Annotated in this window: 8 protein-coding genes, 1 tRNA gene and 1 pseudogene; 5 read left to right on the top strand and 5 right to left on the bottom strand. The window is 66.7% G+C overall.

Going from position 1 to position 13,012, the window contains the following annotated elements; all coding sequences use genetic code 11:
* Nucleotides 1–32: 32 nt before the first annotated feature.
* The 3 genes from ACHMW8_RS13940 to ACHMW8_RS13930 are packed head-to-tail and all read right to left on the bottom strand — an operon-like array spanning nucleotide 33 to nucleotide 4,286.
* Nucleotides 33–2,210 carry an alginate lyase family protein gene (locus tag ACHMW8_RS13940; protein ID WP_395442852.1) on the bottom strand — a complete coding sequence of 726 codons (2,178 nt, stop codon included), beginning with the start codon at nucleotides 2,208–2,210 and terminating at the stop codon, nucleotides 33–35.
* 7 nt (nucleotides 2,211–2,217) lie between these two features.
* Complete coding sequence (locus ACHMW8_RS13935) at nucleotides 2,218–2,346, bottom strand: hypothetical protein (protein ID WP_395442851.1); 129 nt, start codon at nucleotides 2,344–2,346, stop codon at nucleotides 2,218–2,220.
* On the bottom strand, nucleotides 2,343–4,286 hold the full coding sequence (locus ACHMW8_RS13930) for a polysaccharide lyase 6 family protein (protein WP_395442850.1): 1,944 nt from the start codon (nucleotides 4,284–4,286) through the stop codon (nucleotides 2,343–2,345). The genes ACHMW8_RS13935 and ACHMW8_RS13930 overlap by 4 nt, the downstream gene beginning before the upstream one ends.
* A 502-nt stretch (nucleotides 4,287–4,788) precedes the next feature.
* On the opposite strand from ACHMW8_RS13930, the gene ACHMW8_RS13925 reads away from it, so the two are divergent.
* The 3 genes from ACHMW8_RS13925 (at nucleotide 4,789) to ACHMW8_RS13915 (ending at nucleotide 11,013) form a co-directional block, all read left to right on the top strand.
* The gene (locus ACHMW8_RS13925; protein WP_395442849.1) at nucleotides 4,789–8,127 is read left to right on the top strand and encodes a TonB-dependent receptor domain-containing protein; all 3,339 of its coding nucleotides are present in this window, start codon (nucleotides 4,789–4,791) and stop codon (nucleotides 8,125–8,127) included.
* Between the two features lie 124 nt (nucleotides 8,128–8,251).
* A complete protein-coding gene (locus ACHMW8_RS13920) occupies nucleotides 8,252–8,995 on the top strand; it encodes a FadR/GntR family transcriptional regulator (protein WP_125156144.1) in 744 nt (247 codons plus the stop codon).
* 68 nt (nucleotides 8,996–9,063) lie between these two features.
* On the top strand, nucleotides 9,064–11,013 hold the full coding sequence (locus ACHMW8_RS13915; RefSeq protein WP_395445856.1) for a sialate O-acetylesterase: 1,950 nt from the start codon (nucleotides 9,064–9,066) through the stop codon (nucleotides 11,011–11,013).
* Nucleotides 11,014–11,095: 82 nt separating this feature from the next.
* On the opposite strand, the gene ACHMW8_RS13910 is transcribed toward ACHMW8_RS13915, so the two are convergent.
* Nucleotides 11,096–11,185: transfer RNA gene (locus tag ACHMW8_RS13910), tRNA-Ser, on the bottom strand.
* 153 nt (nucleotides 11,186–11,338) lie between these two features.
* Between ACHMW8_RS13910 and msrA the strand changes: the two genes are divergently transcribed.
* Both msrA and ACHMW8_RS13900 read left to right on the top strand, forming a co-directional pair.
* Nucleotides 11,339–12,004 carry a peptide-methionine (S)-S-oxide reductase MsrA gene (gene msrA, locus ACHMW8_RS13905; protein ID WP_395445855.1) on the top strand — a complete coding sequence of 222 codons (666 nt, stop codon included), beginning with the start codon at nucleotides 11,339–11,341 and terminating at the stop codon, nucleotides 12,002–12,004.
* Nucleotides 12,004–12,355, top strand: a pseudogene (locus ACHMW8_RS13900) (MmcQ/YjbR family DNA-binding protein). Before msrA ends, ACHMW8_RS13900 begins: the two are co-directional and overlap by 1 nt.
* Here ACHMW8_RS13900 and ACHMW8_RS13895 read toward each other — a convergent pair.
* Nucleotides 12,321–12,995 (bottom strand): TetR/AcrR family transcriptional regulator, encoded by a 675-nt coding sequence (locus tag ACHMW8_RS13895; RefSeq protein WP_125156140.1) that lies wholly within the window; start codon nucleotides 12,993–12,995, stop codon nucleotides 12,321–12,323. The pseudogene ACHMW8_RS13900 and the gene ACHMW8_RS13895 overlap by 35 nt on opposite strands.
* Nucleotides 12,996–13,012: the final 17 nt, after the last annotated feature.

Genomic DNA, 13,012 nt, shown 5'->3' with positions numbered 1-13,012 from the left:
CCAGCGAAGCCCCTTGAACTTCATCTCGCGCCTCATTGTTCGGGGTTCGCCAGGCCGGAGAACCCGGTCCAGACGTAGGCGCCGCTGGGGGTCGAGACCCGATGGCGCTTGGCGGGATCGGGGTCCCAGGAGACGCCGATCGCGAGGCTCTTGCCCGAGTTCAGGCGAATGAGGACGAGGTCGGCGCCGTTTTCAGACACCCGCTCGACGGCCTTCACCGAGGCGATGGTGTCGCGGGCGTATTCCTCGGCGGCGCTGTAGGCGCCGTGCGGCTCCAGCACTCCCGCCAGCGTGAAGCTGTCCTTGTCATCGCCGCGCAGGATGAAGGCCCGCTCGTTGCGAAGATTGTAGTTCGGGTCGTTGGCGCCCAGCTCGGTCAGGACGACCTGATCGACGTCGCCGGACGCGAACACGTAGTCGTAGAACCGCCCCCGGTCGAACCAGGAGACGCGCCCCCCGTCCTTGACCGGCGCGCGGCCGCGATCCCACAGGTGCTGATAGCCGTCGGCCTTGCCCAGCGGCTTCAGCTCGGTGGTCCCGCCCTGGAACTTCAAGCCGGAGTCGACGATCTGGCCGTCATAGTGCAGCGGCAGGTCGAAGCGGTGTTTGCCGCCCCCCTCCCCGCGCACCAGATCCAGGACGATCGGACGCCCGACCTCCGGCCGGTCGATCAGCGCCATGGCGCGGCGATAACGCACGCCGGGCCAGGCGTCGTCGATGCTGGCAGCGGTCATCTGGACGCCGTCCTTGGCGTCGAAGGCCAGGATCGTCGGCCAATGCTTCTCGCCGATGTCGGTGTTGGCGCCGAACTGGCTCTTCTCGTCGACCACCAGGGTGTTGTGAGCGACCGTCTGCTGGGCCCAGCTGTCGTTCTCGGGCAGGTAGCGACCGCCGGCCTTGGCCTCGACATTCAGGAACCGCGCCGCGCCATAGTCGGTCACGACCTCCTGGCCTGCGTCGTAGAATAGCCAGGACAGCTTGTCGAAATGGCCGTGCCCCATGCCCTGCGACGTCGCCTTGAACACCAGCGCCTGGTCCTTGGGCTTGGGACCCGACCGCAGTACGACCAGCGCGCCCTTGTCGCCCTTGGCCCCGTCGCGCAGCTTGATCGAGGCGAACGGGAACGGCCTGGCCTCGCCGCGCGCGATGGCGGCCGCGACCTCGCGGCCTTCGGGACTGAGCACCACCGAGCCCTGCTGGATGGCGATGGACAGCAAGGCCGGATCCTTCGATGCGGCATAGGTCACCGCCACCCCATGGACCAGCTCGGGCGTGTCGAGCCCCTTGTCCTTGATGGCGTCGTTGATCGGGAACAGCAGACCGCCGTAGCTCTCCTGGATGGTGGCGTAGACCGCCTTGCGCAGCACGCCATCGCGGTAGTCGAGGATCTTGCGCGATGGGTCGTGGCGCTGGATCGACTGGGCCAGCAGCAGGAATGGCGACAGGGCATAGCGCTGATAGTAGGGGCCCTCGGCATAGTAGCCGTCGGGCGAGAACAGCTCTTCAAGCTGCTTGTAGAAGCCGGACTTGCCAGAACCGTCCAGGCCGTAGAGGGCTTGCTTGACCAGCCCCTGATCGCCGATCGCGTAACCGGTCATGCCGACCGCCGCCAGCGCCCAGGTGCCGTGGTTGTGGATGCTGTCGAAGGTCTTGGGCGAGCCCGTGGACAGGAACGCCGCCATCGGCCGGAATACGCCCGCCTCGATGGCCGCGCGGTCGGCGGCCGGGATGGCGTCCTTGACCGCCTCGTAGCCCTGGACCGAATTGACCAGCCAGACGCTGTCGTTCAGCACCTGCCAGAACAGCTTGCCCGGAACCTGGTTGGCGCGCTTGGGATGCAGCGGCAGGGACGGATAGAGCTTGGCGTAGTCCAGCAGCACACGGCGCACCAGCTCGGCATAGGCCTTGTCGCCGGTCTGCCGGTACAGCATCCCCGCCTCGTAGATCAGGCGGTAGTTGTCCTTGTGGCGCTCGTGCGTGTAGCCGCCGCCCGCGTCGGCCGGGACCGGCACGTCGATGGTCTTGCGCAGTTGCGGATCCACGAAGGCCTTGCTCTTGGCCAGGGTGGCGGCGAACAGCGGCGGAAGCTGAGCGGAAGCGCCTGACGAGAGCTTGGACGGCTCAAGCTGGGCCGGCGCGGCGGCCTGGGCCGCCCCAGCCAGGGCCAGGATGGCTAGGCCGGCGAAAAGATGGACGCGGAACTTGGACATGGCTGGCCTATTTTCGCTGGTCGACGATCTCGAGCGCCGCGCCGGTGTTCCCGGTCTCGCTGAGATCGGGCGTGCCGACATGGATGGTGACGCGGGCGGGGGCCGCGCGCTCGAAGAGGTTGGAGTCGAGTTTCACGACCTGAACGCCGTCCAGTCGCATCGACGGCTGGCCCGGCGCGATGTCGCGAAACGCCGAGTCCTTGACCCGGACGCTGGGGCCGAAGGTGCTCTCGTCCGTCCCGCCTCGCTGAAGGTCGAGCACGGGTCCGCCCAGGCGCGTGAATAGGCTTCCGGTGATGTCGACTGTCTCGGCCCCGTATAGGCCGAACCGCCCGTCTCGCCGGCGAGGTCCAGCACCGCCCCGCTGATGTCGGCGAAGCGCGAACCGCTGATCGTCACATGGTCGGCGAAGGTGCTCTTCTCGCCCATCAGGACGGCGAACGCCTGGCCGCCCAGATGTGAGACCTCGGTGTCTACCAGTTCGACGGCGTAATTGCTCGGCGGATAGCCGGGGCTCACGCGGATCACGGCATTGCCGATGGCGTCCTGCGCCTTGGCGCCCGACAGGCGCAAGCCTTGCAGCTTCAGAGCGCCTTGGCCGACCAGGTTGAACAGGGGCGTATGATCGAAGGTCACCAATGGTTCGGCGCCCGTCCCGGCGCGAAAGGTCAGGGGCTGACTGACCTCGACGACCTGGCCCTGGGCGTAGTCGCCGGCGGCTAGCTCGATGATGTCGCCGGCCCCGGCCTTGGCGGCGGCGGCCGAGAGCTGGTCCCGCCCCGGCCTGACCTTGAGGATGCGGCCGCTGTCGAACGCGACGGTCTGGTCGCCCTTTGGATACCAGGCCACGCCGGTCTCTTCCCGCGTTAGCAGCTTCACCGGCGCCTTCAGGCCCAGGGCCTCGCGCGCGGCGGCGTCCGGATAGATCCGGCCGTCCGGAAGAGTCTCGCGGCCGATCACCCTGGCCTCGAAACCCGGAGCGCCCGCCAACGGCGCGACGCCGTCGATCACATTGCCGGCGAACGTCAGGCCATCGACCGGCGCCATGGCCTTGAACACCGCCTTGTCGCCGGAACCGAGGAAGACGTTGCGCGACAGCATGCTACGGGCGGGCGCCAGGGTGCGCTCCTGGTCGGCGCCCGCGCCGAACAGCACCGCGTTCACGTCGACGAAGACGTTCTTCTCGATGCGGGCGTCGAGCACCTGATCGTAGCGATTGAGCGGCGAGTTCGGGACGCCGTTCATCAGCACCAAGGCCGCGGTGAAGCCGTCGCCCCGCAGGCCCTGGAAGTAGTTGTCGCGCACCGTCTGGCCGGCATTGATGACGCGCACGCCGCCGGTATGGGCCAGGCCGCCCCCCAGGAAGACATTGTCCTCCACCAGGTTGCCGTCACCGTGACGCAGGACCAGCGCCCCCTGCGAGCGGACGAAGACGTTGCGGCGATAGATGTTGCCGCCAGACTTGTTCGAGACGATCTCGACCTCGCCGCTGCAGCCTTCGAAATAGTTGTCCTCGACCACGGTCAGGGATTGGGCGCGCGAAAACGGGCTGGTCCCAACCCGGATCGTCTCGCCGCCATTGGACCCTAGCGGGGGGCGGGGGCCAAAATAGTTGTGGTCGATGCGGTGGTGATTCTGCTGGCTCTCCGCCGAGTTCAGCACCACCGCCAGGGTCACGCCCTTGTTCAGCTTGCCCTGCAGGTGATTGTGATCGAAGCGGTTGTTCTGGCCGTAGAGCCCGACCCAATAGTCCTCGGCGCCCCGGTCGGGTTTGTTGAACCCGTCGATCACCGTGTCGGTGACGCGGGAGTCGAACGCCAGCGCCTTGCCGTCCTGGCGAAACGCGATGACTTCGGACGAGGGGCTGAAGCCGTCCTTGAACGTCAGGCCCGAGACGACCAGGTGCCGGCCGCCGATGCGCAGGTTCGACTTGCCGGAAATCACCACCTTGCCCGGCGTCTGAGCCCGCAGCGTGATCGGCTGAGCGGCCGTCCCCTCGCCGACGAACACCATCTCGAAATCGCGCCAGACGCCATCGGCCAGCACCACGGCGTCGCCGGGCGCCAAAACCCGCACCGCCGCCTTGAAGGCGTCAGGAGTTCCGCACCAGACGCTCGGTCGCATAGGCGTGGACCGAGCCGGCCAGGGCGCCAAGGCCCAGCAGAGCGGCGAGGTTCGAGCGCAGGTTTCTCAATCGATGGTCTCCCCGCCCGAAGCTGTGACCGCTTCTCGCGTCCCACCGAACCAGCGCCATGCGAATTGCGCGTCGACCGGGACAGGACGCGTTAGTCCGACCATCTGGGCGACCAGCTGTCAACCAATTTGTAGACCAATTTACCCCAAGGCCAAGTACGCCGCCCGGAAATGCATGGTTTTACTGCGCTTTCGTGCCTGACCCCGCCTGTGCTGGGGAGCGCCAGAACTCGGTGCTCGCCCGCCGCAGACCAACACCCCACTTTCCCAGATCGCCAAGCGCATTGGGAAGACAGCCTAATTGGGAGTTGACATTCGTTCTCAGGGGGTCAACCAAATAGGTAAGCCAAATTTAGAAAATTGGTATTCGGGGAGGATGAGAACTATGGACACCCATCCACGGCGCGCCGGTGTGCGCGCCATGCTGCTCGCTTCGACGTGCCTGCTCATCGGCGCGGGCCATGGCCAGGCGTTCGCCCAGGAAGCGCCGTCGCCGCGGGATCAGAGCGCCGCCGAGGAGGCCCAGGAGGTGGAGGCCGTGGTCGTCACGGGCTACCGCGCGTCCCTGCAAAGCGCGCTGAATATCAAGCGGCAGTCGGACGTGATGGTCGACGCCATCAACGCCGAAGACATCGCCGACTTCCCCGACGCCAACCTGGCCGAGTCGCTGCAGCGCATCCCCGGCATCTCGATCGACCGCGACAACGGCGAGGGACGCACGATCACCGTCCGCGGACTTGGCGGCGACTTCACGCGGGTGCGCATCAACAACCTCGAGGCGCTGTCGACGGCGGGCACCAACGACACCAATTCCACGGCGATCAATTCCACCCGAACCTTCGACTTCAACGTCTTCGCCTCGGAACTCTTCAACAGCCTGAAGGTCCGCAAGACCGCCTCGGCCGAGACCGACGAAGGCTCGCTGGGCGCCACAGTCGACCTGCAGACGGGCCGCCCGTTCGACTATCGGAAGGATCGCTACGCGCTCTCGGTCGAGGACGCCTACTACCAGAACGGCAAACACCACAATCCGCGTCTGGCCGGCTTGTTCTCCAAGCGGTTCGCCGACGGCAAGATGGGCTTCCTCGCCTCCGCCGCCTATTCGGAGAAGGACTCCGAAACCGATCAGTACCGTCGCCAGATCGTGACGGGCGAATATGTCTATCGCTCCGCCACCTGGGCGACGCTGGAAAACCCGCGCCGCGCCGGTTTCTCCGCGCCCGTCGGCACGCTGTTCACCAATCGAATCTCGAATCCGACGGCGACCAATCCCGGCACGGTGTCATCCACGCCTGCCATCACCAATCCGGCCTATATCGACGCGGTGACCGGCTCGGATCCGACCGCCTACGCCCTGCTCCACCCCTCTCTGGACGGCTCGCAGATCATCTTCCCCGCCCTGGCCGGCCCAGAGCAGCAGGATCTGCATCAAAAGCGCCTGGGCCTCACCGCGTCCTACCAGTGGGATATTTCGTCGCGAACGCGGCTGACGATCGACGGGCTCCACTCGAACCAGAAGAGCATCTCGACGCTGAACCAGTTGCTGCCGTTCGGCCTGAACCGCAACAACACCAACGCCACCTACGCCACGGCCAGCGCCGCCACAGCCTTGAACTCCAAGCGCGGGCTCTATCCGGGGACCTGCAACTACACGGCCGGCGGGGCCTACGCCTCGCCGATCGACTGCGGCCAGGCGACCTATGGCGGCGCGCTGGTCGCCGGCACGAGCTTCTCCTACAACCCCAACAATCTCGACGTTTACGACTACTACAACTCGCCAGTCTCGCCCGGCTATGTGGCGTCGGCCGACGGCCTGGCCATGCGCGCCCAGCAGATCGGTCGCCCAGCGACGGACGTTCTGGCCGCCAATGTCACCAACGGGGTCGCCGACTACCTGCAGCTGCGGAACGTGGACTGGTCGGCGCGCGCCGACCAGGGCAGCTACAACACCACCTTCGACCAGCTTTCGTTCAACCTGACCCACGAGTTCAGCGACCGCTTCAAGGCCGACTTCACCTATGGCGCGTCGCGATCCAAGCTGAACTCCTACGGCAAGATGGCCGAGTGGGGTCAGTTCGATCAGCCCGCCACCTTCACCTATGACGAGCGCGGCGGCGGCGACATGCCGCTGTTCGACGCCGGCTTCAACGCCGCCGATCCCAGCCAGTGGACGATCCTGAAGGGCGTCTCCTTCCTGCGCTACCACAAGAAGGTCGTCGAAAACCGCTACAACTCGTGGAAAGCCGACTTCACCTGGGAGCTCAGCGACAACCTGACCCTGAAGTTCGGCGGCACCCAGCGCGACTATCGTTTCTCGACGTCGCAAACCGAGCGCCAGAACGTTCAGATCAACCCGACCGAAAAGGAAGCCGGCGTCTCGATCGCCAGCCTCGGCAAGGTCATCGACTTCGGCCAGGGCCTCGACGTGCCCGCCGGCACGACGACCTCGTGGTTCGGACCGGACATCCAGAAGTTCGATGATCTGTTCGGCTTCACCTGCGAGTGCATCAACAAGTGGGGCGACTGGCGCCTGACCCAGTTCCGTCAGCAGGGGCGCGAGACCTTCGCGGTGCGCGAGCAGACCGCCGGCGCCTATGGCCAGGTCAACTTCAACTACGATTTCTTCGACGGCTGGAACACCTTCGGCAATATCGGCGTGCGCTACGCCACGACCGACGTGGACTCGACGGGCCGCTCGACCGGCGGACGCACGGTGAAAGGCGGAAACTCCTATTCGGATGTCCTGCCGTCGTTCAACATCGCCATCCGCCCGCGCGACAATCTCTATTTCCGGTTCGGCGCGGCCCAGACCATGTCACGCCCGACCCTGCAGCAGCTGGCCCCCACCATCACCCAGCTGACGATCCCGGAGGGCGGGATGACCTCCGGCGCCACCCTGACGATCGGCAATCCGAAGCTGTCGCCGTTCCGCGCCAACAATTTCGACGCGGCCGTGGAATGGTACTACGCCGAGGGCGGCCTGATCTCCGTGGCGCTGTTCAAGAAGAAGATCGGCTCCTATCCGCAGACCGTGCGCTTCGCCGCGCCGCTGTCGACCTTCCTCGACGCCGAGGGCCTTCAGAGCCTGATCGAGCAATATGGCGCGAACAGCGACCAGGCCGCCTATATCCGCGGCGACTACGACGCCACCGCGCGCCAGTTCCGCGACGCCCCTGGCGGCGAGCTGAAAGGCTGGGAGATCAACTATCAGCAGGCCTTCACCTTCCTGCCGGGCCTGCTGAAGAACACGGGCATCCAGCTCAACGCCACCCATATCCAGTCCGAGCTCACCTACATCCTCGATCCGGGCACCGACACGACGCCGGCGACCCTGGGCAAGGCCCCCTGGCTCGGCGCCTCGCCCAACGCGGTCAACCTGACGCTCTATTACGAGGACAAGCGCATCAACACGCGCGTCTCCCTGGCCCAGCGCGACGGCTACTACACCACCTATCCGCTGGTGGCCGGCGCCTGCGCGCCCGGCGTCATCGGCGGGGTGGCGTGCGATACGCCGCTGATCAACGACTTCGGCGGATCCAAGGACACGCTGAACGTCGATTTCTCCTTCAGCTACAAGCTGTCGGACAGGGCGTCGTTCTCGATCGAGGGCTTGAACATGACCAACCAGGCGACCAGCCGATACTACTATGCCGACAATCCGGTGGCGGCGCTTTACGGCTCGCCCGGGCGGCAGTTCACCATCGGGTTTCGCTTCAGGAACTAGGCTTTGGCTGTCAGGGGTATACCGCTTTGGTTCACCCCTGATAGAACCATCCAATGTCAGCCCGAGTTGGGAAATCCGAGTCGTCTCAGGACGATCCGGACGAGAGGCAGCGGAGCATCGGCCGATGACCATGGACAGGCGTTATCAACAGGTCGCGAAGCAGATCATAGAGCTCATCGAGTCTGGTGAGTTCGCCCCGGGCAGCAGGCTTCCCGGGGAACGCGAACTGGCCGAACGACTTGGCGTATCGCGCGTCACCGTGCGGGAGGCCGAGATCGCCCTCGAGGCGCAGGGCTATATCGCGGTCAAGACGGGCTCGGGCGTCTATGTCCGCCCCCGCCGGCCGGCCGATCTGTCGCCCCTGACCGAGGTCGACGCCTTCGAACTGACGACGGTCCGCGCCGTGGTCGAAGCGGAGTCGGCGGCGCTGGCGGCGCTGAACATGACCCCCGAAGCCATGGTCCTCCTGGAAGACACCATGCGGGTGATGGCGGGCAATGACGAAGCCGCCGAAGAGGCCGACGAGCGCTTCCACCTGCTGATCGCCGAAAGCAGCGGCAGCCCGATCATCGAGCATTTCGTGCGGACCCTCTGGCGGATGCGCAACGAGGCCCCCCGCGTCGTGCAAGTCTACAGCAATGTCTGCAAGAGCGGGTTCGAAGACAGGATCGAGGAGCACCGGGCCGTGTACGACGCCATCCGCAACCGCGATCCGAACGCGGCGCGCCTGGCGATGCGCGAGCACTTCAGCCGCCTGTTCGAAGCCATGCTGGCGGCCGAGGAGACCGAGGCCATCGTCCAGCTGCGCCGCAAGGCCTTGCAGCATCGCGACCGCTTCAAGCTTTCGGTGCAGCACGGCGCCGCCTGACGCCCAACACCATACGGCCCACCGAGCCCTGGCGGACGAACCGGGCCGGCGACGATCGAGGAAACGGGATGAAACGCTTTTCCGCTCTGGCCTTGGCCGGAACCCTGTGGTGCGGTCCGGCCCTGGCCGAGGCCCCCCGCTTCACCAATCTCTTCGGCGATCATGCCGTTCTGCAGCGGGGCGAACCCGTTCGCCTCAGCGGCCGGGCCGACCCCGGCGCGGCTCTGCGTGTCGAGATCGCCGATCAGAGCCTGACGACCACCGCCGACGCGAACGGCCGTTGGTCGGTGATGACCAGGCCGATGAGCGCCGGCGGCCCCTACACGCTCTCCGTCTCCGACCGAAGCACGCGAACCGTGCTTAGCGACGTCATGGTCGGGGAGGTGTGGTTCTGCGCCGGGCAGTCGAACATGGGGCTCAAGCTGCAGGACGCCACCAATGGCGGCAACGAGGTCCGCGACTCGGAAAACCCGCGGCTGCGGTTCACCGACATCGGGCGGGATGTCGCCGCCCGCCCGCTCGAAGAGGCCAAGGCCGTCAGCGGCTGGGCCCTGGCGTCGCCGAAGAGCATCGGACCGGCTTCGGCCGCCTGCTACTTCATGGCCAAGGCGCTGCAGGCCCATTTCGGCGTGACGGTCGGCTTCATCAGCTCCACCTGGGGCGGTACGCAAACCCAGGCCTGGATCGGCGAGAACGGACTGAGGCCGCTGAAGACCTATGACGACGCCCTGGACCGTCTGGCCCTCTACGCCAAGGATCCGCAAGCCGGCGAGGCGCGGCAGGCGCGCTATTTCGAGGACTGGTGGGCGGCCCATGAACCGGACGCCAAGGCCAAGGCCGCCTGGGCCCGGCCCGATTTCGATGACGCCGGCTGGAAGCCGGTCCGTCCGACAAGGGTGTGGGAACGGCTCGGAGACCCGGAACTGGCCAGCTTCAACGGCGCGGTCTGGTATCGCGCCGACTTCACCCTGACCAAGGCCCAAGCCGAAGGCGCCGCGCGCATCGCTCTGGGCCTGATCGACGACAGCGACACCACCTTCGTCAACGGCGTGCGGGTTGGCGGCATCGAGGGTCGCACGACCCGCCGCGCCTACGCCCTGCCCAAGGGTCTGCTCGTGGCCGGTCGAAACGTCGTCGCGGTCCGCGTGCTCGACTCAGGCGGCTCCGGCGGGCTGTACGACACCGACGACCAGCGCTACCTGGCCATGGCCGACGGATCGAAACTCCCCCTGCCCGAAGCCTGGCGCTATCGCGTGTCGGCGCCCCTGGACGCGCTGGGCGATGTCCCGGTGACGCCCTGGGATCCGACCAAGGGCACCGGCAGCCTCTATAACGGCATGGTCGCGCCCGTGACGGCCTACACCGTCAAAGGGGTCGCCTGGTATCAGGGCGAGTCCAACGTCTACGACCCACCGGCCTTCGGTCGCCTTCTGCCGGCGTTGATCCATCAATGGCGCGCGGCTTTTGGCGCGCTCGACCTGCCCTTCGTGTTGGCGCAGCTCCCGAACTATGGCCCGGTCAGCGACCGCCCGGGCGCATCGAAGACCGCCGAGGTGCGCGAGCAGCAGCGGCGGACGGCTCAGACCCTGAACCGCGTCGGCCTGACCTCGATCATCGACATCGGCGACCGCTACGACATCCACCCGGGCCAGAAGACCGTCGTGGGCGCCCGGCTCGCCTTGACCGCCCGGCGCGTGGCCTACGCAGAGACGGTGGCGCAAAGCCCCTCTCCCGTGACCGTGACGCGCTCGGGCGACGATCTGGTCGTGCGCTTCAGGGACACCGCGGACGGCCTGCGCACCTATAGCGGCGACACCGCCATCGGCTTCGAAGTCTGCGACGGTGATCGACGGTGCCGCTACGCCACGGCCGTGGCCAAGGGCGATCACGTGACGCTGGCCAGCGCCAACCGGCCCGAGATCCGCGCCATCCGCTACGCCTGGAGCGACTCCCCGTTCGTCAACCTGTTCAACAGCGAAGACCTGCCGGCAGGCCCCTTCGAAATCACGGTCGATTAAAAGCGGCCGAAGCGATCGCGGGACGGCGCCGTCTGTCGGAACCCGCCCAGGCGGGAATGGCGCGGCCGCGCCCACGAGGGCGTGGCGGTGAGAGAGGGATTCGAACCCTCGATAGAGTTTCCCCTATACACGCGTTCCAGGCGTGCGCCTTCAACCACTCGGCCACCTCACCAGCGCACACGAGTTCGGGGGTGGTTGAGACCCCCGGCGCGGGAAGGCGCGCAATATACTCAGGGACCGACAGGTAGCAAGCGCGTTCCCGGATGAAACCGGCGAGGCGAGCGTTTATATCGAAGCGCAAGAATTCCCGCCTCGGAAGGCCGCCATGCCGTCGTCGACCAAGACCCCAGAGAAGCTGAGCGAAACGCCCACCGCCGAGACGGCCCTGCCCGGTCGTCCGCAATCCATTCCGACGGCGGAGACGCACTTCGTCAACGGCCGCCCGCTGAAGGGTCCCTATCCGGACGGCCTGGAGACGGCGATCCTGGCCATGGGATGCTTCTGGGGCGTCGAGCGCGTGTTCTGGCAGGTCCCGGGCGTCTATGTGACCGCCGCCGGCTACGCGGCCGGGGTCACGCCGAACCCGACCTACGAAGAGGTCTGCACCGGCCGCACCGGGCACGCCGAGGTCGTGCTGGTGGTGTTCGACCCGAGGATCTTCACCTACGAGGCGCTGCTGAAGACCTTCTGGGAGAACCATGATCCGACCCAGGGCATGCGCCAGGGCGGCGACATCGGCACGCAGTACCGCTCGGGCCTCTATGTCACCAACGACGCGCAAGGCTCCGCGGCCGTGGAGTCGAAGGAAGCCTATCAGCAGGCCCTGTCGGCCAAGGGCCTGGGGACCATCACCACCGAGATCGCCGCCGCCGGCCCGTTCTATTTCGCCGAGGACTACCACCAGCAGTACCTGGCCAAGAATCCGGACGGCTATTGCGGCATTGGCGGCACGGGCGTGGTCTGCCCGATCGGGGTGGGTGTTTCGGCCTGATGACCCCCGAAGCGTTCGACGAAGCGTGCCTGGCCCTGCCGGGCGCCGACCATGTCCGTTCAGTGGGGCGACGATCATGTCTTCAAGGTGGGCGGCAAGATGTTCGCCGTCCGCGGCGAGGGCGTCACCCTGGGTGGCGGGATCTCGTTCAAGGCCTCGGACGTGGCGTTCGAGGTGCTGACGCAGACCGGTCGCGCCAGACCCGCCCCCTACCTGGCGCGCGCGCGGTGGGTGCATTTCGCGGAGCTGGGCGAGTTGGACGCCGACGAAGTGGCCGACTGGGTGAGGAGCGCCCATGGCCTGGTCGCCGCCAAGCTTACCCGCAGGCTTCGGGCGGAGCTGGGGCTTTAGGACCGGCCAGGCCCTTCATGGCCAGGGCTTCGATAGCGTCCAGCAGGCGCTGGTTGGTCAGGCCTGGCGTCCCCGGGGCCCACTTGGTCAGCCAGATCAGCATGCCCACCATCAGCTGCACCACCAGAGCCGGCTCGCACGGCGCGATGGTGCCGTCGGCCATACCCTCTTCCAGAAATCGCTCCAGCCGCCTGGAAAGCCGCGCGGTCCAGGCCTCGATCGCTTGGCGCTGATCCTGGTCGAGATAGGAGCTGTCGCCGAAATAAAGCTGCGGCCCGTTGTCGACGGCGTCGTCCAGCAGGGCCTGCAGGAAACGCCGCAGCTTGCACAGGCCCGTGCCGCCGTCGGCGTCAACCTTGACCAGGATGGCTTCAAACCGCTCCAGCGACCGCTGATGGCCGGCATAGGCCAGGGCCTGCTTATTGGGGAAGTAGTAGTAGAGCGCCGCGTCCTTCAGATCGAGGGCGGCGGCTATATCGGTCATCGTGGCCGCGGCGAAGCCCTTGGCGTTGATGATCTCGATGGCCGCGCGCAGGATCGCCTCGCGCTTCTTCACCGACTTTTGGCTCTGCGCCATCGGCCTGATGTCGTCCCCAAGGCCCCGGGACGTCAGGGCCACAGGGTCTGCCCCCTTAGCCAACCGCTGTCTCTCCTCCA

The organism is Caulobacter sp. UC70_42, from assembly GCF_044056025.1.
In the GTDB taxonomy this organism is placed as follows: Bacteria; Pseudomonadota; Alphaproteobacteria; order Caulobacterales; family Caulobacteraceae; genus Caulobacter.
This window is presented reverse-complemented; position numbering and strand designations above follow the sequence as displayed.

Coding starts and splice junctions, on each gene's coding strand:
- ACHMW8_RS13940 (WP_395442852.1), bottom strand. CDS start 2,210: ATGTCCAAGTTCCGCGTCCATCTTTTCGCCGGCCTAGCCATCCTGGCC.
- ACHMW8_RS13925 (WP_395442849.1), top strand. CDS start 4,789: ATGGACACCCATCCACGGCGCGCCGGTGTGCGCGCCATGCTGCTCGCT.
- ACHMW8_RS13920 (WP_125156144.1), top strand. CDS start 8,252: ATGACCATGGACAGGCGTTATCAACAGGTCGCGAAGCAGATCATAGAG.
- ACHMW8_RS13915 (WP_395445856.1), top strand. CDS start 9,064: ATGAAACGCTTTTCCGCTCTGGCCTTGGCCGGAACCCTGTGGTGCGGT.
- msrA (WP_395445855.1), top strand. CDS start 11,339: ATGCCGTCGTCGACCAAGACCCCAGAGAAGCTGAGCGAAACGCCCACC.